Source organism: Providencia vermicola (assembly GCF_020381325.1).
Taxonomy (GTDB): domain Bacteria; phylum Pseudomonadota; class Gammaproteobacteria; order Enterobacterales; family Enterobacteriaceae; genus Providencia; species Providencia vermicola.
Map to the genome: position 1 here is coordinate 87126 of NZ_JAGSPI010000005.1, position 22606 is coordinate 109731.

24 protein-coding genes are annotated in these 22606 nt (G+C 40.0%); 17 read left to right on the plus strand and 7 right to left on the minus strand.

What is annotated here, in order from left to right:
- The first annotated feature begins 4 nt into the window (after positions 1 to 4).
- The 3 genes from KDJ85_RS08650 to ahpF all read left to right on the plus strand — a co-directional run bounded on the left by KDJ85_RS08650 (position 5) and on the right by ahpF (position 3580).
- Positions 5 to 1129, plus strand: a complete 1125-nt coding sequence (locus KDJ85_RS08650; RefSeq protein WP_225819500.1) for an ABC transporter permease — start codon at positions 5 to 7, stop codon at positions 1127 to 1129.
- A gap of 186 nt (positions 1130 to 1315) precedes the next feature.
- Positions 1316 to 1879: an alkyl hydroperoxide reductase subunit C gene (ahpC, locus tag KDJ85_RS08655; RefSeq protein ID WP_225819301.1), complete on the plus strand. Its 564-nt coding sequence runs from the start codon at positions 1316 to 1318 to the stop codon at positions 1877 to 1879.
- 126 nt (positions 1880 to 2005) lie between these two features.
- Positions 2006 to 3580, plus strand: a complete 1575-nt coding sequence (gene ahpF, locus KDJ85_RS08660; protein ID WP_225819302.1) for an alkyl hydroperoxide reductase subunit F — start codon at positions 2006 to 2008, stop codon at positions 3578 to 3580.
- Positions 3581 to 3841: 261 nt separating this feature from the next.
- Here ahpF and KDJ85_RS08665 read toward each other — a convergent pair whose 3' ends face one another.
- Together KDJ85_RS08665 and KDJ85_RS08670 are read right to left on the minus strand one after the other, a co-directional pair.
- Positions 3842 to 4828 (minus strand): phage integrase, encoded by a 987-nt coding sequence (locus tag KDJ85_RS08665; protein WP_225819303.1) that lies wholly within the window; start codon positions 4826 to 4828, stop codon positions 3842 to 3844.
- A 63-nt stretch (positions 4829 to 4891) separates the two neighbouring features.
- On the minus strand, positions 4892 to 5191 hold the full coding sequence (locus KDJ85_RS08670) for a helix-turn-helix transcriptional regulator (protein ID WP_004254765.1): 300 nt from the start codon (positions 5189 to 5191) through the stop codon (positions 4892 to 4894).
- A gap of 102 nt (positions 5192 to 5293) precedes the next feature.
- Here KDJ85_RS08670 and KDJ85_RS08675 point away from each other — a divergent pair, with 102 nt between their 5' ends.
- Genes KDJ85_RS08675 through KDJ85_RS08685 form a run of 3 tightly spaced genes read left to right on the plus strand, consistent with a single transcriptional unit; the run spans position 5294 to position 6055 of the window.
- Positions 5294 to 5560 carry a Cox family DNA-binding protein gene (locus KDJ85_RS08675; protein ID WP_153673444.1) on the plus strand — a complete coding sequence of 89 codons (267 nt, stop codon included), beginning with the start codon at positions 5294 to 5296 and terminating at the stop codon, positions 5558 to 5560.
- On the plus strand, positions 5557 to 5754 hold the full coding sequence (locus KDJ85_RS08680; protein ID WP_225819304.1) for a hypothetical protein: 198 nt from the start codon (positions 5557 to 5559) through the stop codon (positions 5752 to 5754). Before KDJ85_RS08675 ends, KDJ85_RS08680 begins: the two co-directional genes overlap by 4 nt.
- The gene (locus KDJ85_RS08685; protein ID WP_225819305.1) at positions 5744 to 6055 is read left to right on the plus strand and encodes a hypothetical protein; all 312 of its coding nucleotides are present in this window, start codon (positions 5744 to 5746) and stop codon (positions 6053 to 6055) included. The genes KDJ85_RS08680 and KDJ85_RS08685 overlap by 11 nt, the downstream gene beginning before the upstream one ends.
- Positions 6056 to 6075: 20 nt before the next feature.
- Here KDJ85_RS08685 and KDJ85_RS08690 read toward each other — a convergent pair whose 3' ends face one another.
- Complete coding sequence (locus tag KDJ85_RS08690; protein ID WP_154635606.1) at positions 6076 to 6237, minus strand: hypothetical protein; 162 nt, start codon at positions 6235 to 6237, stop codon at positions 6076 to 6078.
- A gap of 237 nt (positions 6238 to 6474) precedes the next feature.
- Here KDJ85_RS08690 and KDJ85_RS08695 point away from each other — a divergent pair, with 237 nt between their 5' ends.
- The 3 genes from KDJ85_RS08695 to KDJ85_RS08705 all read left to right on the plus strand — a co-directional run bounded on the left by KDJ85_RS08695 (position 6475) and on the right by KDJ85_RS08705 (position 9648).
- Entirely contained in the window at positions 6475 to 6696 is a 222-nt protein-coding gene (locus KDJ85_RS08695; protein WP_225819306.1) for a hypothetical protein, read from the plus strand.
- Entirely contained in the window at positions 6689 to 6910 is a 222-nt protein-coding gene (locus KDJ85_RS08700; RefSeq protein WP_004254739.1) for a TraR/DksA family transcriptional regulator, read from the plus strand. The genes KDJ85_RS08695 and KDJ85_RS08700 overlap by 8 nt, the downstream gene beginning before the upstream one ends.
- Before the next feature lie 77 nt (positions 6911 to 6987).
- A complete protein-coding gene (locus tag KDJ85_RS08705) occupies positions 6988 to 9648 on the plus strand; it encodes a toprim domain-containing protein (RefSeq protein WP_225819307.1) in 2661 nt (886 codons plus the stop codon).
- Positions 9649 to 10213: 565 nt separating this feature from the next.
- On the opposite strand, the gene KDJ85_RS08710 is transcribed toward KDJ85_RS08705, so the two are convergent.
- Positions 10214 to 11272, minus strand: a complete 1059-nt coding sequence (locus KDJ85_RS08710; protein WP_225819308.1) for a toll/interleukin-1 receptor domain-containing protein — start codon at positions 11270 to 11272, stop codon at positions 10214 to 10216.
- Positions 11273 to 11569: 297 nt separating this feature from the next.
- On the opposite strand from KDJ85_RS08710, the gene KDJ85_RS08715 reads away from it, so the two are divergent.
- Entirely contained in the window at positions 11570 to 12292 is a 723-nt protein-coding gene (locus tag KDJ85_RS08715; protein ID WP_225819309.1) for an Eco47II family restriction endonuclease, read from the plus strand.
- Between the two features lie 77 nt (positions 12293 to 12369).
- Positions 12370 to 13644, plus strand: coding sequence for a DNA (cytosine-5-)-methyltransferase (gene dcm, locus KDJ85_RS08720; RefSeq protein WP_225819310.1), 1275 nt, complete (start codon positions 12370 to 12372; stop codon positions 13642 to 13644).
- 71 nt (positions 13645 to 13715) lie between these two features.
- Here dcm and KDJ85_RS08725 read toward each other — a convergent pair whose 3' ends face one another.
- From KDJ85_RS08725 to KDJ85_RS08735, 3 genes are all read right to left on the minus strand, one after another.
- Positions 13716 to 15527 (minus strand): P-loop NTPase fold protein, encoded by a 1812-nt coding sequence (locus KDJ85_RS08725; RefSeq protein WP_225819311.1) that lies wholly within the window; start codon positions 15525 to 15527, stop codon positions 13716 to 13718.
- Positions 15528 to 15928: 401 nt separating this feature from the next.
- On the minus strand, positions 15929 to 16984 hold the full coding sequence (locus tag KDJ85_RS08730; protein WP_225819312.1) for a phage portal protein: 1056 nt from the start codon (positions 16982 to 16984) through the stop codon (positions 15929 to 15931).
- A gap of 2 nt (positions 16985 to 16986) precedes the next feature.
- Positions 16987 to 18711, minus strand: a complete 1725-nt coding sequence (locus tag KDJ85_RS08735) for a terminase large subunit domain-containing protein (protein WP_225819313.1) — start codon at positions 18709 to 18711, stop codon at positions 16987 to 16989.
- A gap of 148 nt (positions 18712 to 18859) precedes the next feature.
- Here KDJ85_RS08735 and KDJ85_RS08740 point away from each other — a divergent pair, with 148 nt between their 5' ends.
- The 6 genes from KDJ85_RS08740 to KDJ85_RS08765 all read left to right on the plus strand — a co-directional run bounded on the left by KDJ85_RS08740 (position 18860) and on the right by KDJ85_RS08765 (position 22606).
- Complete coding sequence (locus KDJ85_RS08740) at positions 18860 to 19681, plus strand: GPO family capsid scaffolding protein (RefSeq protein WP_225819314.1); 822 nt, start codon at positions 18860 to 18862, stop codon at positions 19679 to 19681.
- Between the two features lie 59 nt (positions 19682 to 19740).
- Complete coding sequence (locus tag KDJ85_RS08745) at positions 19741 to 20790, plus strand: phage major capsid protein, P2 family (protein ID WP_141173620.1); 1050 nt, start codon at positions 19741 to 19743, stop codon at positions 20788 to 20790.
- 20 nt (positions 20791 to 20810) lie between these two features.
- Positions 20811 to 21506 (plus strand): phage terminase small subunit, encoded by a 696-nt coding sequence (gene gpM, locus KDJ85_RS08750; RefSeq protein ID WP_225819315.1) that lies wholly within the window; start codon positions 20811 to 20813, stop codon positions 21504 to 21506.
- Between the two features lie 102 nt (positions 21507 to 21608).
- Entirely contained in the window at positions 21609 to 22097 is a 489-nt protein-coding gene (locus tag KDJ85_RS08755; RefSeq protein ID WP_225819316.1) for a head completion/stabilization protein, read from the plus strand.
- On the plus strand, positions 22097 to 22300 hold the full coding sequence (locus KDJ85_RS08760) for a tail protein X (RefSeq protein WP_225819317.1): 204 nt from the start codon (positions 22097 to 22099) through the stop codon (positions 22298 to 22300). The genes KDJ85_RS08755 and KDJ85_RS08760 overlap by 1 nt, the downstream gene beginning before the upstream one ends.
- A gap of 18 nt (positions 22301 to 22318) precedes the next feature.
- Positions 22319 to 22606, plus strand: coding sequence for a potassium channel protein (locus KDJ85_RS08765; RefSeq protein WP_225819318.1), 288 nt, complete (start codon positions 22319 to 22321; stop codon positions 22604 to 22606).

Genomic DNA, 22606 nt, shown 5'->3' on the forward strand with positions numbered 1-22606 from the left:
GATGATACGTAAAATTCAAAATATCTTTAATTTAGGTGTTAAGGAGTTACGAAGCTTAGGGCGTGATAAAGCAATGCTGGCTTTGATTGTTTTCGCTTTTACGGTTTCGATTTATTCATCCGCAACGGTGACGCCAGGGTCTTTACATAACGCCCCGATAGCCATTGCAGACCAAGATAAGTCACAGTTATCAAACCGGATTATTAATAGCTTTTATGCCCCTTATTTTTTACCGCCTGCGGATATTACGCCTGACCAAATAGATGGCTTACTTAACCGAGGTTCATATACTTTTGCCTTGGATATTCCGCCTAATTTTCAACGGGATGTCTTAGCTGGCAGGAACCCTGAAATTCAAGTGAATATTGACGCAACACGTATGAGCCAAGCATTTTTAGGGAATAGTTATATTCAAAATATTACCCTTGGTGAGGTCAATGAGTTCTTAGCGAAATACCGTAGTAATGCGAGCTTACCTGTTGATTTGGAAGTACGGATGCGCTTTAACCCTAACCTAACCCAATCGTGGTTTGGTTCGGTAATGGCAATTATTAACAATATCACTATGTTATCGATTGTTTTAACGGGGGCAGCGTTGATCCGTGAACGAGAGCATGGCACGGTTGAGCACCTAATGGTGATGCCATTGACGCCTTTTGAGATCATGATGTCTAAAATATGGTCAATGGGATTGGTGGTGCTGATTGCTTCAGGAGTTTCATTGATGCTAGTGGTGAAAACACTACTGCAAGTCCCAATCGAAGGCTCGATTTTGCTCTTTATGTGTGGCGTTGCTTTAAGTCTTTTTGCGACAACATCAATAGGTATTTTTATGGGGACAATCGCCCGTTCAATGCCACAGTTTGGGTTATTAATGATTTTAGTCTTATTGCCATTGAATATGCTTTCCGGGGGGATGACGGCGCGGGAAAGTATGCCACAATTAGTGCAAGATATTATGTTAACGATGCCGACCACCCACTTTGTTAGTCTTGCTCAGGCTATTTTATATCGTGGGGCAGGCTTCCAGATTGTTTGGTCACAGTTTGCTATTTTACTAGTTATTGGCAGTGTTTTCTTTGCACTCGCCTTAATTCGTTTTCGCAAAACCATTGCCACAATGGCGTAATAACATCCTAAATTACCGACCTAAAAATAAAACGCTTGCTGAATACCTCAGTAAGCGTTTTAATAAATAGCCTATCAATTATTAATAAATGATTAGATTATGCCTATCAAATCGATAGCGCGTACTGATTGGATTAAGTCACTGTAAAACAGTAACTTAATAAGCAACCAAACAGGAGAACATCATATGTCATTAATTAATACTCAAATCAAACCTTTTACTAACCAAGCATTTAAAGATGGCAAATTCATCGAAGTTTCTGAAAAAGATGTTGCGGGTAAATGGAGCGTTTTCTTCTTTTATCCAGCTGACTTTACGTTTGTTTGCCCAACTGAACTGGGTGATGTTGCAGACCACTACGACGAATTCCAAAAATTAGGTGTTGAAATTTTCTCTGTTTCTACCGACACACATTTTACTCATAAAGCATGGCACGCAAGTTCAGACACCATCGGTAAAATCAAATATGCGATGATCGGCGACCCAACAGGCGCATTAACGCGTAACTTTGAAAACATGCGTGAAGCTGAAGGTTTAGCAGACCGTGGTACATTCGTCGTTGACCCACAAGGTATCATCCAAGCGATTGAAATCACTGCTGAAGGTATTGGTCGTGATGCAGCAGATTTACTGCGCAAAGTGAAAGCGGCTCAGTACGTTGCAAGCCATCCAGGTGAAGTTTGCCCAGCTAAATGGAAAGAAGGTGATGCTACATTGTCTCCATCTTTAGATTTAGTCGGCAAAATCTAATTAATCTTTTGATTGAATATTAGATGACTCAAGTTACAGGCGTTTAGTGCAATGATGCCTTGCCTGTAACTTGCAGTATGGCGGGTATATGTACCCGATTTTAGGATTAAAATTAAAGGGGATTACATGCTCGACAACAATTTACAGGCCCAATTAAAAGCCTATTTAGAACGTTTAACTAAACCCGTTGAATTAGTTGCCAATTTAGACGACAGCCAAAAATCAAACGAAATTAAGCAATTACTCGATCAAATTGCCTCGCTGTCTGACAAAGTGAGTGTACGTGAAGAACGTAACAGTGCGATAAGAACGCCATCATTTTTAATTACTAACCCAGGTATTGATAGCGGTTTGCGTTTTGCAGGATCGCCACTGGGACACGAATTTACCTCTCTTGTGCTAGCACTATTGCAAATTGGTGGGCATCCATCGAAAGAAGCTCAAGAGTTATTGGAACAAGTAAAAGGCCTTGAAGGCGAGTTCCAATTCGAAACTTATTATTCACTATCATGCCATAACTGCCCAGACGTTGTTCAGGCATTGAATTTAATGGCAGTTTTAAACCCAAATATCAGCCATACCGCTATTGATGGAGCGCTTTTCCAACATGAAATTGATGAACGTAATGTGATGGGCGTTCCAGCCGTTTACCTAAACGGCAAAGAATTTGGCCAAGGCCGTATGACATTGAGTGAAATTGTCAGCAAAGTTGATACTAACGCAGATGCACGTGCCGCTAAGTCATTGACTGAACGTGACCCTTTTGAAGTGCTAGTGATTGGTAGCGGCCCCGCGGGTGCATCAGCTGCAATTTACACCGCACGTAAAGGTATCCGCACAGGTGTTATCGGTGAGCGCTTTGGTGGCCAAGTAATGGATACTGTTGATATTGAAAACTATATTTCTGTTATCAAAACGGAAGGTGCCATTTTTGCAGGCGCGTTGAAAAACCACGTTGATAGCTATGATGTCGATGTTATTGATGGACAATCAGTTGCTAAACTGATCCCAGCCGCTGAAGAAGGTGGTTTACACCAAATCGAAACAGCATCTGGTGGTATTTTAAAATCACGCAGCATTATTATTTCGACAGGTGCGCGTTGGAGAAACATGGGCGTTCCTGGTGAACAAGAGTATCGCACCAAAGGGGTGACATTCTGCCCACACTGTGACGGTCCATTGTTTAAAGGTAAACGCGTTGCGGTTATAGGTGGTGGTAACTCAGGTATTGAAGCTGCCATAGATTTAGCCGGTGTGGTTGAGCATGTCACCGTGCTTGAATTTGCGCCAGAACTAAAAGCAGACTCCGTGTTACAACAAAAAGCACGTAGCTTGAAGAATGTCGATATTATTGTAAATGCGCAAACCCTTGAAGTAAAAGGTGATGGTAGCAAAATGACTAGCCTTGAGTATAAAGACCGCACAGACGAAAGCGTGCATTCTTTAGAGGTTGCAGGTGCATTTGTACAAATCGGTTTATTGCCAAATACCAATTGGTTAGGTGATACAGTTGCAAGAAACCGTATGGGTGAAATTGAAATCGACGCACGTAATGAAACCAGTGTGAAAGGTATTTTCGCCGCAGGGGATTGTACAACAGTGCCTTACAAGCAAATTATCATCTCTGCTGGAGAAGGGGCAAAAGCCGCACTTAGCGCCTTTGATTACCTAATCCGCACAAGTACCAGAACCGCTGAATAGGTGTAATTTACTTTATATTCAGTGAGTTGTAGTCAAAAGGCACTCGGGGGCGAGTGCCTTTTTTTTGTGCATAATCTGTACAAAAAAGGCTCAAAAGTGCCTAAAAGTGTTCAAGTGTGGACAACTTGTGGACGATCTAAACGTTGATTTGGTGGTACTTACAGCGGAGAAATGCATCCCAGTGTGGACAATTTGTGGACATGCAAAAGTTAAATTTGTATTGCTTTTCGTCGTCAAAATCATCCTAAAACGAACAATCTATTAAGCTAACTCTGTGCCTCCTTTTAATGGATTATACGTAATCGCATCTTGAAGAAAGTCTGGTGCAAAGTGTGCGTAGGTCAGTGTTTGTTGTAATGTCGAGTGACCTAAGATCCTCTGCAAAGTAATAATACTGCCGCCATTCATCATAAAATGGGTCGCGAAAGTATGCCGTAATGCGTGCGTGGCTTGGCCCTGTGGCATGTCAGGCTTAATGGTCTTTATGTGTTTTCTAAACATATCATAAGAGGTGTTTGGAAAAAGTAGACCGGATTTTCGCGTACAGACCTTATCTGCGACTTCTTGGGAAATCGGCACAATGCGCGCTTTGCCTGTTTTGGTAAAAGTGAAACGGATTTTATTTTGGATCACGTGCTCGCGTTTTAATTTAACGGCTTCCCCCCAACGCGCGCCGGTGCTTAAACATAAAATAGCCACTTTTTTATTATCACCTTTTAATATATTCAGCAGCAGCCCAATTTCTTCATGCGTTAAATAGGACATCTCAGTCGCTTTTTGCTTTAACCGTGATAGCCCTCGAATTGGGTGTTTACCCATAAATAAATCCGTGCGCTTTAAGGCGGTAAATATGCCGCTTATCGCTGAAAAATCACGGTTTATCGTGGAGGGTTTGATACCCGCAGCGAGCCGGAGTTCGCGGTAAAGTGCTAATTGCTTATCGGTTAATAAGCACATTGGCGGGTTATCGAGTGCGGTCGCAATGCGTGTTGCCCTTAATAACGTGTCCCGCGCATAGTCGCTACTTTTACCAAAGGTGTTCCACCACAAATCAATTAAGTCTTGTAGCGGCCGAATATCATTGGATTTATCTAACCAATCTTTATGCATTTTGTTTGATAGGGCGTAACGCTCAAACAAAACGGCTTCGTGTTTTGTATCAAATCGACGTCTGACGCGTTTTCCTTGACGGCCAGCCGGTCTAATGTCCACTTCATATTGACCATCTTCGAGTTTCTTAATTGCCATAAGAAAGCCCTCCGAGGGTCGATTGGCCTTGCGAGTTAACCTCACAAAATGCCTGATAAATTGTTAACCAGTTTTCTTGTCTGAGTGGGGTGAGCCTGAATTTTCGTGCCCAGTGTGCGCTAAAGCCGGTGCTATTTGGCCAGCTTCGGGATTCACCTCATCGAACATGAACCAATCGCGGTATTTTCTGAACCGTTTAACTGCAAATATTTTCACGCCAGATTCAAAGGTCATTTTTGATTTATCACTCTCATAGCCGTGATAAGTGGCATAGTTTAGCCCCGTCAAATCTGCCAACTCTCTTTTTGTCATTTGTTCGGAATTGCGAATAAGCCGCAATTTCTCTCCTTGCGTTCTTGACATTATATTGAGAACTCCATATTGTATCGAGTAATTGATATTTACTTTGCATTGATGCAAAGAGTCCTAAAGCGCTAGAAAGCGCCTGACATAAGAGGGTAGCAGATGAGAGAGAAAATCGTAAGTCTGTCAGATGTTGTGACTGAGGAAAAATTCGCTGAGTTGATTGGTAAGCCAGCAAGCGCAGTGGCAGATATGCGTAAAGCAGGTAAGTTACCGATTGTTCAGATGAAAAGACCTGGCTCTAGTCGTGCGGAGAATTATGTGTATTTGCCTGCGTGGAATAATGGTTTAAGGCTTGCGTATGAGTCGTTACCAGTAGAAATGCGCGACGGTTGGTTGGTGTGGCTGGGTTTAGGTAAGCCACAATGAGTCAGGTTATTCGTGTGAGCCATCATTGCACTGTGTATCGTGGGTTTACGATTATTACGTTACCACGCAAGAAGCAGACACCAATCACACGTTATCACGTTTGGCATTTAGGGGAGTCGTTCGGCAAGTTTGATGCAATGGCTGAAGCGACAAAATATATAGATGGGTTGTGGAGGATGAAAGGTGGAAAGTAATTTAAATGTGCTCATTAAAGAGAAAAAATTAGAAATTGTTGAATATGTTACAACAACGCTTGTACCTCTAATTGTTGGTGATTATAGAACGGCTATATCACTAGATGATGCGATCTATGCAATAGAAAATACATTCGCTGGTTTAGATGAAAATGACAAATTTTTGGAAAATAAATTAAATATAATTTCATCAATCCTAAAGAAAGATATTGATTGGGCTTCAACTACTGACGCAGAAATAAATAATAAACTTCGTGAAATAAATGAAAACATTAATAGAGCCTTAAATATAATTAAGTAAGGCTCTGATACTAAAAGATATTACTTTTCTTGTAATTTTTCGTTGAGCAATTTTTCAAGTACAGGATAAATTATTGGAAAATCATACTCAATGTTTGGAAGAGTCGTATGTTCACCTCTTTTTGTACAAATAGCTTTCATCGTTTGTTCAAATAAAAATTTAACTTTTTCTTCATGAGTCATAGTTCAATATCCTTTAGTCGGTGGTTGTTATGCCTGATTCTGGTCAAGAAATTGCAGGCATAGCAAATATACCACACACCATGTTGCCGATCATGGTTAAAAAAATCGGATTAAATATCGCAAGGTGATTATTAATATAGAAAATAATCAGAATTAGATAGTAATTAAATAATCAAATCATTAAACAATGACCTTTATCGGTCAGGGCTTTTTATTACCTAAAAATGAGGTTTTAAAATGAGACATATTCCAGACCCTATATTTCCCCCCGTAGCTGAAAATATAAAAGCCAATCGGGAAGATGAACGTAAATCATTAATGAATCGTTATGCCGATCGTCAGCGCCAATTAGCCGACAAAGTATTAACAGAGAAATTAGATTATGCGCAAATTCATCAATTATTGATTGATGAAGCGGATAAATTCGAGTCACAGGCGGGAGATCTTAATTATGTCTGATGTTATCGACCGCGCCAATGAACATGCGGCATTAGTGCTAGAACAGAATATCCAAGCTGCGAGGAAGCCAGCGAATAGAGTATCTGCGTTTGAATGTGAGAATTGTGATCACCCAATACCAGAAGCCCGTCGCCAAGCGGTTATTGGCTGCACCTTGTGTATTGACTGCCAAATTCTGTTTGAACTGAAAGAAAAACATTACCACAGCGTATGAGAAATCATTTTCTGTAAGCAAATAAAAAGCACACAACCTGCGGGATAGACGCTGATTGTGTGCTCTAAGGTTATCACATGAAATCATATCATATTCAGGCGTTATTGCCTCGCCTTATACACGACTTTCAATTTAAAGAGCAAAATGGCTATTTGCGCCAAGGCGTGTGCCCGAATTGTAAGAAAAAAGAGCTATTTACCTCAATTGAAATTCCGTTTGTGTTGCGTTGTGGTCGTGAAAATAAATGTGGCGTAGAGTTGATTGTAAAAGAGATTTATCCCGATATATTTGATGACTGGTCAGCACACTATCCTAAGACGCAACAAGCTCCGAATGCAGCCGCAGATGCCTATTTACAACACGGCAGAGGGCTTGATATCGTCCCATTGAAAGGGTTGTATTCCGAGTCTAGCTATCATGCCAATGGGTTAGGTGCGGCAACGGTTAAATTTGCTTTACCCGAGGGAGCATACTGGGAGCGCATTATTGATAGGCCCTCGCGGTTTGATCGCAAAGCTAACTTTTTTGGTTCTTATAAAGGGCATTGGTGGACACTGCCGCAACAGGATTTAACCCAAGCCAAAGAGATTTGGCTAACGGAAGGCATTTTCGATGCCCTTAGCTTGATTCAAAATGGTATTGCGGCTGTATCGTTAATGACTTGCCATAATTATCCTGAAGTCGCGTTGAATGCGTTGAGAACTGCGCTAGGCAACAATAAAAAACCGTTGTTGGTTTGGGCGTTAGATAACGGTGCAGCTGGCGAACGTGCCATGAAAAAGTTTGTTGCCCGCAGTATCGATGATGGCTGGAAAGCCACGGCCGCGAGACCTGCTGAGAAAGAGTGTGGCAACGATTGGAATGATTTGCACATGAAAGGCAAGCTAACGGAGCGTGATATTGTCCGTTATCGCTATTACGGTAAGTTGTTGTTAGCCTCAACCGCGTTTGAAAAGGCGCGTTTAATGTTTAACTGGACGGAGCGTTCAGAGTTCGATTTTCAGCACGATAACCGGTTGTATTGGTTTAAGTTGGATCTCGATAAAATGATGAAAACCATTGAGCGTATTCATGATGCGGAACCCGATTTAGATGAAGATGAAGCCAGACAAAAAGCGGTTAAAGAGTCCGGTACGGTAGTTGAAATTGCCAATTGTTATCCTACGCCGTTGTATTTCCAAAAGTCGGTTGAAACCGATGAATCATGGTACTACATGCGCGTCGATTTCCCTCGCCAGCCGCAAGTTAAAGCCACGTTTACCGCCTCACAGTTAACCAGTGCCAGTGAATTCAAAAAGCGTTTATTGCATGTGGCCAAAGGGGCGGTTTATACCGGCACAACTTTGCAATTGGACCGCATTTGCAAACAAGCCTTGCCGGATATCAAAGAGGTGATCACGCAAAATTATGTGGGTTATAACAAAGAGTATGGTGTGTATGTGTTTAATGATGTTGCGGTGCAGGATGGTAAGTGTTTTACGTTAAATGAGGAAGATTATTTCTCTCTCAATAAGTTGGATATCAAGACGTTAAGCCTGAGCCCATCATTGGCCATTAATACCGATTTTAGCCAATTTGATACCAGTTGGTTAAGTTCTCTTTGGGATGCGTTTGGCGCAAAAGGTTATGTGGTGCTGGCGTTCTGGTTGGGTTCGTTCTTTGCGGAGCAGATACGCAAGACCCATAAAAGCTACCCATTTTTAGAAATTTGCGGTGAGCCTGGTTCTGGTAAAAGTACGTTGATTGAGTTTTTATGGCGTTTATGCGGCCGTGCAGATTATGAGGGGTTCGATGCATCAAAATCGAGTGTTGCCGCTCGAGGACGAAATTTTTCACAGATAAGTAATTTGCCGGTGTGTTTAATTGAAAGTGATCGCGTGCAAGATAATGCAAAACTAAAAGCGTTTGATTGGGAAGAGCTAAAATCACTGTATAACGGCCGTGCGACGCGTTCACTAGGGGTTAAAAATAGCGGTAATGAGACCTACGAGCCGTTATTTAAAGGCAGTATTGTGATTGCACAGAATGCAGAGATTAACGCGTCACGTGCCGTTTTAGAACGAATTATTCATCTTTATACCGATAAAGCGGAGCAAAGTGTTGAAACCCGTTATGCTGCCATTGCCCTTGAGCGTTATCCCATTGAAAAGTTATCTGGTTTTTTACCAACTGTATTGATGAAAGAAGCGGCGATATTAAAGCAATACAATGAGCGCGTAGATGGTTTACAGGCGCAGTTATTTGCGGATAAGGCGATTAACCATGAGCGGATCGCCAAGAATCACGCACAGCTAATTGCATTGCTAGAAACGTTAGCGTTAGTTCTTCCCGTAAAAGCGGCACATATTCGCCAGACTCGTGACTTTATTATTGAGTTGGCTAAACAACGTGTCCAAGCGATCCAACTCGACCAGCCGCAAGTGATGGAGTTTTGGGAGCTGTTTGATTATTTGCACGATAACGAGGCCTTTGGTGTGAATCACAGTAGTGAAAAGGGTGTTTATGCGGTGAATTTTAATCATATTGCACAGGTAGCCAGTGAGTACCGCCAGTCTATGCAATTGAATAACGATATTAAGAACTTATTGAAAGCGGGGCGAATGCGTAAGTTTGTGGGCGTTAAGACGGTGCGAAGTGTGGTAAACAGTCAGTTTAATAGCACGCTTGCGGTGGGGAGTACGCTTAAAAGACCGGAAGTGATTAAGTGCTGGGTGTTTCAAGAAAACAGTGAGAGTTAGTTTCTCATCTACTCATCTATAGGCTGCCGATGTGCAGCCTTTCTTTTTCCCCTTTATCATTCATGCCGCAGGGGTGTTGGCTTCATTCATCACCCGAATCACATACATTTGTATGCTCATCGGGATGATTTCATTTGCCGCCTACCTGCAACAAGAATGATTGTGGGGAAATGACGTTAATAATAAGAATGTGGATATAAAATTAGAGCATGAAATAGGCATTATTTGGCATTTTTTATATAAATAGAGAATTTATGGGAGGGGTTCGGAAAGCGGTTACAATGGTTACAAAATTAAAACATCCTTATATCTTATTGATAATAAATAGAAATATAGGAATGGTAAAAGGTTACAAAGGGGTTACTTTGTGGTTACGTGTAACCGTTTTAAGAGGTTACAAATTAAAAACATAACTTATTGTTTTATAAGGATGTAACTTTTTAATACCTGTTTTGTAACCCGTTGTAACCAGTAAAAAGTTACAACGGAGTTGTTTTAAATCAGTGGGTTAGAGGTTGTTTTTGTGGAGTGTAACCGATGTAACCGGTTTCCGAGAGTGGGCAATCTATCCCTTTATCTGTTTTTTTATTAACTTTTCTAAGTTAGCAGGAACAAAAGGCATATAATCAAAATCTAAGTAAATGATACGTTTTTGGTATATATTAGCTAAATCTACCTCTTTTTTTACCCATTCAGAGTCTAATAAATTCTGAGTGTTAACAAAAATAACTAATGTTGATGACCTTAAATTAGTATAAATATTCTCTTGCCAATCTGAATTCTTTTCGCCATCTAAAATGTCAATATAGGTATCATATTTTTTTAATTTAAATTTTGCTATATGTAATATTTCTTTTTGGATGCCATGTGGGAGTCTTGTTGTATAACCAATAAATATTTTTTCTTTTTTTCTATTAAAAATCCAAAAAAACACCCATATGGCTGAAACAATGATAAATTCAAAAAGAATAATAATTACCAATGACTTTTCTTTACTATATAAATATGTAAATAGGTCTATTGGACCCATATTTTGAGTTAACGTATGTATAGTAATGTTGATGTTTTCAGTATCAGTAAATGTTGAATAAAGAATATTTAACAACTCTTGGGTTGATGCTGTATAGAATCCCATGCTAGGGTGATACTCAATATAGAGAATGAAGCTTATTCTTAAATAGCCAGCAATAAGGAAAACAATCGAATATATTAAAAAGTACATAAGCATTGATGAGTTAAATAGAGCTTTTGTTTTTTTTAGTTTAAATATTGGAGTATTTATTTTTTCTTCATTTAAAATAAGCTTTTCTTTTAAAATATTTTGTATAAACCTATTTTTACGTTGATAATAGAACGAAATAGAATCACATAAGTGAAAGGTTACTGTAATTAGTAAAATAATACAAAGTGGAATTACGTATGAAAGACTGTAGTGAAAAGACTCTTTTTTTGTAAACATAAAAGCTAAAACTATGCCTACAGTAGTAATGCATAATTTTTTATATTCAAAAGATGATTTACTGAGCTCAAGGACGGAGTTGTGTAATTCATTAATATCATTTAATTTTATTTGTTCCCGCATGTGAGTTGAGGGATTTGGAGTAACATGTTTTCTTTGGTTCATATATGAAAATCACAGTAAATTTATTAATATTAAATTAATTATATTATAAATATTAGAAAAAGTAGATAAGAGATAAAGTGTGTTATTAAGTAGCTTTGTGAGAAATTAGCTAATTAGGCTGAGAATATCCCCATAAAATCCAATACATATTGTAAGTGAGTGAAGTAATGAGATAGGAGGTTACATAACATTTTTCATGTTCACAGCAAAGCATTCCTTGCTGTCGGAACCATGTAGTTATGTTATGATTCTTTTCGTTAAAATTAATGCATTAATTATTAAAAGAGAAAAATCATAATGTCTTTTTTAGAATACATATCTGATGAAGATTTAATCAAAGAAGTAAAGTATCTGTTGGATAAGGCCGTAGAAAAAAGGCAAGATGCTGAAAAATCATTCAATAAAAATGTCATTGACCCATTTGGTGCCTTGTTTGAAGCCTCTGATTTTAAAAGCCATGAAGAGTGGCGTAATTCTGAAATGGCTAGACAGTGTCAAAAAACTATTCAAAATCATGTTGGAACTTTTCACCAAAGAGTCTTGGGCTATGTGGACGGCTGGGAAGATTTAGGAACTGGCGGTATCGTCGATTTGATTAACCGTGAAAAGAAAATTATTGCAGAATCAAAAAACAAATTTAACACTGTAACTGGAGGAAGTCTTTCTGGAGTGTATCATTCTTTAGATGCTCAAGTATCTCCTAAGCATAGTCAATTCAAAGATTTTACAGCTTACTTTGTTAATATTATCCCTAAAAAACCTATTCGCTATGACGAACCTTTTACTCCATCGAATAAAGATACAGGTGCTAGATGTCCTGTAAATCCTCTAATCAGAATTATTGATGGTGCAAGTTTTTATCATATTGTGACAGGGAGAGAGGACGCTTTAAAAGAGCTGCATGAAGCCTTACCTAAAGTTATCGAAACCGTTTATCAGCAATTTTACGGGCAAAAAGATTTTGCGATTCCTGATGTTGAATTGTTTATGAGTTATTTTACTGAGGCGTACGGAAAATAACCATGATCAATGTTTGACTTTTGATATGACTATATATACAGTTGTAACCATGATCAAGATTATCAGGAATCACTACTATGCTACAAGATGAATTTTCTATCGCTGAAGTTGCAGACCTTTTAGGTGTAACAAAAGAGACCTTAAGGCGTTGGGATTCAAGTAAAAAATTAAAATCTAAACGTAATCCTGATAATAACTACCGTTACTACGAAAAAGAACAACTTATGCAGTTCGAACAAATTCAAGCACTTTATAAAAGTAATTGGGATCATGAATTGCAAACTAAGCCAGTTAAAAAATTTACTGTATTAGAGCTCTTTGCAGGTGCGGGTGGTATGGCTTTAGGTTTGGAAAAAGCCGGTCTATCGGCCGTCATGCTAAATGAAATTGATAAACATGCTTGTAATACACTACGTTTAAACAGACCTGATTGGAATGTTGTTGAAGGGGATGTTGCTGGTATCGATTTTTCGCAATATAAAGATAAGGTTGATGTCTTAGCCGGAGGTTTTCCTTGTCAGGCATTTTCTTATGCAGGGAAAAAAATGGGTTTTGAAGATACTAGAGGAACCTTATTTTTTGAATTCGCAAGAGCAGTGCAGGAAGTACAACCAAAAATATTATTAGCAGAAAATGTTAGAGGTTTACTAAATCATGACGATGGAAAAACCTTACAAACGATAGTTAATGCTATTGATGAAATTGGTTATTCATTGATTGACCCTAAAGTGCTGAAAGCTATTTTTTATCAGGTACCCCAAAAGCGTGAAAGACTTATTTTGGTAGCAATTCGAAAAGATTTGGTTGATTCGATTGTATATGATTGGCCATCACCTTATCACAAAGTCATGACAATGCGTGATGCATTGAAGGCGGGTGAGTTGTTTGAGACCGATGTACCTAAGTCAGATGGCCAAAAATATCCTAAGAGAAAACAAGAAATTTTATCTTTGGTACCTCAAGGCGGATATTGGCGCGATCTTCCTGAAGAATTACAGAAAGAATACATGCAGAAAAGTTATTATCTAGGAGGTGGTAAAACTGGTATGGCAAGGCGTTTATCATGGGATGAACCGAGTCTAACATTAACGTGTTCCCCAGCTCAGAAGCAGACAGAACGCTGTCACCCTGAAGAAACGCGTCCATTAGCAGTAAGAGAATACGCACGTATTCAAACGTTTCCTGACAATTGGGAGTTTTCAGGGCCGATGACGGCTAAGTATAAGCAAATTGGTAATGCTGTCCCTGTTAATTTATCATATGCAATAGGGCGTTCTTTAGTACGAGCACTTAATAGCTTAGAACAAAAAGAAGCTATCAACAGCAGCGATAAAGCACTTCTTTCCGCATAAATTTGATTGTTGTATATACCGCATTATTTGAAATGATGCGGTATTTTTCTGTTATGATTATTTAGCTATGTCTAAAGAAAAGTAAATAGATGATTTTCTAATACTGTTTTTACTTTTAGTTTTTCGAAATTTGATATTTCTTTTTCATCTTTAATTATGGATTGTATTGTTTTAACAATCCTTTCTATAGAGTTATTTTCATTTTTTCTTATTTCAAATACACTATTGTAGGTTCTTGACCTTAATAAAATAATAAATTCACATAAAAGTTCAACGTCTATTCTTAGTATTTCATATATTTCTTTTTTTTCTATCGTATTCAGAATTTCATCTTTCACAAGTGACAGTTCTGAATTCTTAAATGAGTTTATTTCTTTGAATTTATACTCTTTAAATAATTTTTTTATTTTATCTTCTATCGTTGATTCAAGTGTTCGGTTTTCATTAGATATATGGTTTGATAAAAATTCAAACATCTCAATAAGTAACTCATTTTCTCCGTTCTTTAATTTTATGTTTTTTAAGTAAATTTTTCTAGCTCTATTTTCTAATATATTTTCTTTTTGTTGTTTACTTAATTCTTTTATTTTTGTTTTTGCTTTTTCTTTGAAAGTGTCCAGATTGAAAATTGAAGGAGGTAATGCGTTGTGGGCTTGAAAAAATGATAATGAGTCTATGTTTGTAAACAAATCACCTAAATTAGTTTCTTTTTCCAATAAATCTAAGCTTTTATTAATTAATATGTTAAAGGTTTCTTTATTAACATTTTCAATGTGTGACAACTCGAACCATGGTTTATCTTTATTTCGGTCTTTGTAAAAGTATGAACTTGATTGTATTTCGTTCTTTAGGTTTTTGAAATTAACGGCATTTCCTTGAATTATATCAATCCAATAATTTTTAGGGATAATTAAATTATTATAGTTTATGTTGGCTTTTATAAATAGGTTTTGTAGTGAATTTTTTTCATTTGATTGGGCATCCGTGCCTAATAATAGTTCTATAGTGTCTCTTTTTTCTTTATAATGAACGAAGAGAATAGAAAATATAGTTGTAAATTCCTTGAAGAAACCTTCATTATTAAAGAAGCTATTTCCAATGCTAGTTATGTAATATTTCAATTCGTTTAAAATAAAACGTAATGTTCTTAAGTTATTACTTCCAGTGTGTTTGAATGATTCTAGTATTATTTTTTTGTTTTTATTGAATTTTGTTTTCCATTCAGGTTTATATTCACTTATTATTGAATCAAATGCATGCTCAGTTTGGCTTGGCATTTTTAATTCCCTAAAAAAAACTTTTTCTTTGAAATTAATATAATCTTCACTGTTATTATTATTGTTTATTATTATATCATTACAAATGCATATTGTTTTGCAATCAAATGAAATGGCTATATTGTTAATGTAGCCTAACAGTATTTTATAATCAATGTTAGATCTTTCTAGATCATCGAGAATAATTATTGTTTTTTTATCTTTCATTTTTTCTTCGTAAATTAAACGATCTTTCTTATCTGAATATTTGATTTTATATTCTTTAATGTAACTTATTAGTGTGGGTGGCACGCCTATGGTTTCAACACCAGCATCTAGTGCCATATTTAATATTAATTTATGGATTTTTATTAGATCATTTTCATGCTTATATGTGAGTTTGGTTTTTATGGCTTCATCGAGAGCTGACAGGCTTGTGATGCCAAATAGACTAATAATATGGTGGTTATAACTACTGTTTTTTTTGCTAAAGAAATTTTTAATAAAATAACTCTTACCAATCCCCCATTCTCCATTTAGTAATAATACATGGTCGTTAGATGAGTCAGAATTACAAAAGTTGGCAAGTCTTTCATTTAGTTGTTCAATCACTAGTTCATTTTTCATAAATAGTATCCATTTTAAATTTAAAAGTAATTATTATAATAGGCATTCATTTTAGTTAAAATATATATTTATTCTGCATTAAATTGCACAAATTTAACGCTAACTGATTTGCTACACTTAGACTGTACTGGCGCGGGTTTCGGTACTCCGTACACCTGCACAAAATCCCACCCCTTTTGTGTGCGGGCGAGGCGGGGGAGCAAGCGCGCGCAAAGGGGTAAAGATGAGCTGCGCTGGCTATGGTGTGATTAGCTCGTTAATGGTGTTATTTGCGATTATTCAGGCTGTACAGCCTAGATCAGATGTAAAATAGTTTCGGGTATGTGAAATAGATAGAACGGCGCTAAGGCCGTTCTATTACGTTTGAAAGGGGGGGCATCGATTAACGTGAATTGAAAGGTTTATTTATAATTCGGTTCTTTGTTCTTCGCCTGTGTCAAAAAATCCAGCAATGCATATTGTTTGAAGCGGATCACTTCAACGCCTAGCATGTCGTTAATTGATTTCATGCTTTCCATCAACGGTAATAACTCATTGAACCAAAACACCATTGCGGCCTTTTCAACATCACCAAGGCTACCCGAGCCTTGCGGGATGATCCCCATCAGTTGTGGTGGTATACGGTGCATAGCCAACAAATCATCGCGGGTGGTGTCCTTGATGCCGACAAACTCGTCTTTCGCGCTGATTTGGGAGAATGGTAAAATTTGAATCCCATCCTTGCCACCGTTGGCGGCATACACAAAGATATTTTTAAACGCCTTACCTTTGCGCGCTTCGGTGAGTGATTTTTTTAACGACTCGACGGCCTTGTCGTCAGCCAATGCTGCGGAAAGATACACCATCACACCGGCGTGACTTCCATTCTCATAATAGTTTGTCCGAAATAGGGTAGCTGAATGATTCAAGTTAGCGGAAATAAGCCCCGCCAAATAATCGGGAGTGCCATATATCTCTTGGTGAATACACGGATTTTTCAAATGAATAATGCTATTTTTGCGAAATTCGTAGGCATCTTGGTAATTCTTCACTTGCCAGTATTGCCCCTCATTTACACCGACGCGGGTGTACTTAGCCAAGGAGGGTTTAAGCGTTAACATATCGCCGAGCCGGTTAATGCGCTTTTCAAGGTAACCATTACCAAAAACCACAAAATCCTGCGCTAAGGTGGTGAAGTCAGGGCGTGATAAATACGGTGTTGGTTCAAAACAACTTGTGATCACATTACGTTTAAACACTAGCGGTGATTGATGGTAGGCCGCTGACGAGGTAAACGAACGCGCAATACCAGTAAAATCAATCGGGGTTTCATACCAGCGGCCATTGTGGTTGCACTCCATGCAATCCAGCAAATCACCAATGCCAGATACAATTGATGGCGGGTCAAAAGTAAATGAACAAAATTCAGGACTCTGTGTTTGTTCTTCGGTTGCTGCTAATTCTGTTGCTTGTTCCATGGTTAAAACTCCATAACTTGTGCGCCAGCGCCGCCAGTTTCACTGGATATCGCTTCGTTAGAGAAAATGTTCATTGCCGCCCAAGCTAAATCGCCATGGTCTAAGCCGCGAACACGACTTGATTCATAGGTGATAATCCCGCTTTGGGTTTGAACTTTCTTGATGGTCATAAATGAGGTGATCAGGGGCTTATGTAACCCCGCATCGTATTCAAAACGGCCATTACGAATGAGCATGAGCATTTTCATGATCATCATGCGTTTGATAGGAGCCGAATAGTTGAGTAAATTGGCGGCAGGAAAGAATTTAACGACCAGCTCGTGCACGGCGGCACCAGTACCCCCAGTGCCATCAATAGTGATGGATTGCACGTTATAACGTTGAGTAATGCGTTTGATTTCTTCAGCTTGTTTTTCAAAGGCCATCCCGCGTAACTGGATAGTTTCAATGATGCGGAATTTCCCGCCACTGACTGCCGGTGGTGAGGCAATCACTAATCCCAAACCATCACCATTATCACCGGTGCCGGTTGGGTCTGCGCCTACCCAAACAGGGCGATTACCCAGCGGGCGGGGTGCGTAAGGTTTCCAGTCGGGCCAAACATCACTGTTATAGCCATCGACGCCACAATTGATTAATGCATCATAACTGAATGCTCGTTCACCCGTTTTAACGAACTCACACTCGTATAAATTACGAAAATCATCGGGCGGGTTTTCATCTTTGATTTCTTCCAAATTAACACGGTTCAGTCCGCGCGCGATGGCATCATGAATATTCACGATTTGCCGCCACATACTATCCGCGCAGTAATGGCCAAGCTTTAATACCTTGTGGGATAGCTCAATGATTTTTCGTTCTTTCTCGGGCTTGCCTTTGTTATAAAAATCCCCTGTCCAAAACTCGTAGGCTTCGTGATCTTCACTGGATGGCGTGGAAAAGTAGGTTCGGCGTAATCCCGTTTGTGTGGCCATGGCTGAGGCGACTTTACGTAATTCTAAGAAACGCGATACCCAGAATACCTCATCAAAATAGAGGTCACCGGTATAGGATTGCGCTGTCGCTGCTGCGGTACCCAAGAAAAACAGGATCGCGCCGTTAGATAACATAATTTCATCGCCGCCTTTGAGCTCGACGCCCACTTGGCGAGCCAACAATTGAATAAAACGTTTGAATTGAAAAGCCTGTGCGCGGCTAGCAGATAGAAATATTTGGTTGTTACCGGTTTCCAATGCAGTCAATAAAGCTTCGCGGGCAAAGTACCACGTAGCTCCAATCTGGCGTGATTTAAGAATAAAGCGGTTTCGCTGCGTGCGTTCATCCCACCATTGGCGCTGATACTCAAATAAGCTACCTAGCACTAGGTTTTTAAGCTGTTCGATTTGCTCAGGGGTAAAGTGATTCTTTTGTGCTTTAACTTTACTTGTTCCCGCCGCTTGTTTCTTCATTTCCAAACGCTCAAAGCGGTCTAATTGGCGGTTAAAGAAATCCACTGTTTTAAAGTCATGGGCGGTCATCGTGTCTTTCGCCATGATGCGCAGCACTTTTACATGTATTTGGTCGGTGACACGGTGAATAGGGGATGCATCATCCCATTTATCACGTCGTCGCCATGAATAAATGGTGTGAATGCTTAAGCCCAGCCGCTTTGCAATCTGCGAAACGCTGTAAGCCTGCCAATAAAGTTCTTTGGCTTCTTGTCGTGGGTCAATGTCTGTTTTCATCATGCTGTCACTTTGTCACGCCCGCGCGTAACCCTCTATGAATATGGGTTCTCATAGCGCTATGAGAACCGTAACCCTTTGAGTAAAAAGAAGATGATTGAGATAGTGGCGTTATCGAAATGACAGTTACGTCAGAAATGGAGATTGATTTATGTCGCAAGGTAAAAACACGCGCCAGATAAAGCTGATTGCTTGTGCAGAGGGGATGACACTCAATGGTTTTCCCGTTGAGCGTGAACATATCGAGCAGATGGCGAAAGACTATGACCCTAAATTTTATTGTGGCCGTGTGAATTTGGATCACATTAAAAGTGTGTTCCCAGATAGCCAATTTCGCAGCTATAGCATGATTTCAGCGGTGAATACCGTTGAATTAACTGAAGGTGAACTAAAAGGCAAATTAGGGCTTGAAGTCACTATTGATATTGATGATTTAAAAGATGAATACATTGTTAACCTGAATAAATCAGGCCAAAAGATTTTTTCCAGTATCGAATATTACCCTTCATTCCCACAAACCAAACGAGCCTATTTAACCGGTGTGGCATTGACTGATTACCCAGCGGCTATTGGTTCCCGTCCTATTGAACTAAGCGCAGTTTCTCGCGGCTTACCAGATAGCGGCAATTACTTTACCGCTTCATTAGAAACGCAGTGCCATTTGTTAAGTGAGCAACACACCGAACACCAAGAGGAAAAGGAAGCCAGTAAGAAGTTTTTATCGACGGTGATGCAGTGGTTAGGGGTAGAGCGTAAGCACAATTCAGTAGAAACAGGAAATTTGCAAAAAGCCATTGAGCTTACCGCAAAGCAATGCGGCACGTTATTAACAGACCAAGAAGCGCATAAGCAAGAGTTAACAAAGCTGGCTAATGACCTTAGCGAATTAAAGCAAAAGTTAGAGCTCACGGATGGTTCGGGGGAAAGCCGACCACCAGTGACGGGTGGCTCGGTCAAGCTGGCCGACTACTAATAAGCCTGAATTAGCGTTCTTACGCGTTCTTAAATTTCAATAAATAAAAGGTTTTTACTATGGGTATCAGTAATGAATCACTGGCGAATTATCTCTCATGGCTTGACCAGCAAGCCCGCTTAAATGGAGTACGCCGTGAGGGTTCGTCATTAAATTTTAGCGTTGACCCTGCGGTGCAGCAGCGCTTAGAAAAAGCCAAAATGGAAAACAGCCCATTTTTAAAACAAATCAACTCATTTGGGGTGACGGACCAGGAGGGGCAAAAGGTCTTTGGTTCGGTCAATGGTCCTATTGCTGGTACAAATGACTCAACGACCGAGCGCCGTCAGCCTGAGCAAGTCAATGAGGAAAACAGCGACGATTACCGTTGTGATAAAACCAACTGGGATACGTTTATCCCGTATTCATGGTTAGACGCATGGGCGGGGCACCCTGAATTTCAACCGATGATCAGCCAACTGATCGCACAGCAAGAAGCCAATGACCGCTTAATGATTGGGTTCAATGGTGTAAAACGGGTGAAAAAGTCCAATAAAGCCGAAAATCCATTGTTACAAGACGTCAATATCGGTTGGCTGCAAAAAATCCGTAATGCGGCGCCACAACGCGTGATGAAAGATGTCACTTTAACCAGTCGCGATGAAAGCGGGAAAATTATTGCCAAAGGGATGTATGCCAACGTAGATGCGATGGTATTCGATGCGGTTAATTCATTGTTAGACCCGTGGCACCGCCGCGCACAAGGGTTAGTGGCGATCACTGGTTATCAGCTCTATACCGATAAAAACTTTAAAATCATGAACCAGCACAGTGAGCAAAATCCAAACATGGAAATGCTCGCGGGTAATGAACTGTTGAAATTGAGTTCAATGGGTAACTTACCGACCTTACAAGTGCCGTTTTTCCCCGATGGCGCAACCTTGATAACGACCTTTAAAAACCTGTCTGTGTACTGGCAAAAAGGTAAATATCGCCGAGTGATCAAAGATGAGCCGGAATATAACCGCGTAGCGACTTACTCGTCGGGCAATGAGGGCTATGTGATTGAAGATTATGGTCTATCTTGCCTGATTGAAGGCATCAACTATGCCGAAAGCAAAGAAATTTAAGCCAACATTGGGGAACGCAAATGGACCATTTAACACCGGCACAGAAGCACTGGCAAAAAGTAATGGCATCGCGTCGCGGTGGGGTGCCTGCCGAAATGTCACGGGCAGATATGACCGCTTATGAAAATATTTTACACCGTTTACGGGCTGACCAAGCGCAATTAAGCAATATCCAAGGCAATGACCGTAAAGCAGCGTATAAGCGCAAGGTTTTACCTAATTATCGCGGTTGGAATGAGGGCGTGTTGGAAAGCCAGAGCGGTGTGGCTGATGAGGTCTTTACTCGCACTTTGGTGTGGCATATCGACGCAGGTTTATACACAGAAGCCTTACACATGGCCGAATATGCTATCCAATTTAATCTGCCATTGCCCGATAACTATAACCGCACCTTAGCCACTGTTTTAGTTGATGAAATTTGTGACTGGTCATTAGCAGTTAAAGCAAGTGGCAAAGACGATGAAGTGACAGCGTCACTTGATGATTTACTGAGATTAGAGCGTATTACAGCGCAATCCGATATGCCTGATGGGGCGCGTGCTAAGTTGTACAAAGTCATTGGTTTAACACTCAAAAATGACGATAAGCAGCAAGCCTTAGCCCTTGAATACCTGCAAAAAGCCATTCTTATCGACAAAGATATTGGTGTGAAAAAAGAGATTGAACAGCTATTACGGGCAGTACGTAAGCAAGAAGACGAAACGCCTAAAAAATAGCAATAACCGAGTTGCACCCGCGTGCCACGGAGGCACAGCAATAATAAAGGGCTAACCCTCTGTATTGTCGCTGTCCACCTCCGTTTTTTCAAAGGGATAATCATGGGCTTAGTGGCATCAAAACAAATTCATAGCGTGCAAGACGAAAGCATCAGCGATGGTGATGAAAAAATCACATCGGGTGACTTTTGGCCAGACATTGGTTTAGACCTGTTGCGCCAATCCATGCGTTTGACGGGGAATGTCACTACCAGCAGATTAAAGCATATGACCACTGAAGTGGTGCTGTACGTTAATCAGTTGTTGGATGAGTGGCGGCAAGAACAGAACGCCAAGGGCTTTACCCAATTATCTGAGGTGCCATCACCGCAAATTAACGATACCACGGCCACTGTATTCCGTTATCACCATGCGGTGTATAGCTTTACCAAAGCCTTATTGATTGAAAACTACCGCGATATTGACACCACGCGTGAGGGTGAAAAGCACGCTCAAGCCTTGAGCACGCAAATTGATGATCTGCGCCGCGATGGCCAAAACGCCGTGCGGGATATTCTCGGTAAGTTACGCATGTTTGCGGAGCTCGTCTAATGAAAGTGCAGGCGCTGCAAGGTGACACCGTTGACCTGTTGTGCTGGCGACATTATGGGCATACGCAGGGCATCGTTGAGCAAGTATTACAGGCAAATCCGAATTTGGTTGAGGGCGGCATACAGTTAGCCGCGGGGCAATGGGTGGAATTACCCGAACTCGCACCAGTGGCAAAACAAAACATGATCCAACTTTGGGATTAACAAAACAGGATTAATAGCATGAATGATTGGTGGAGCCGCCTAACTTACACACTTTCTGGATTTGGCGGTTTGTTCAGTGGGTCGGGCATTTTAGGGTTTTTGGGTGATTTCTCCGTGTATGAGTGGGGGTTTTTAATCGGGTTAATTGCCAGTGTTTCATTGGGCGTGATGACATATCGGTTGAACCGCCGTGAGCAAATGAAACGCACACGCATATTAGAACGTTATTTTTCTCGTCACCCCATCAGTGAGCGTGATATTGAAAACATTGTGAAAGTCACCGAGCAATCACCAAAGGATTTATGA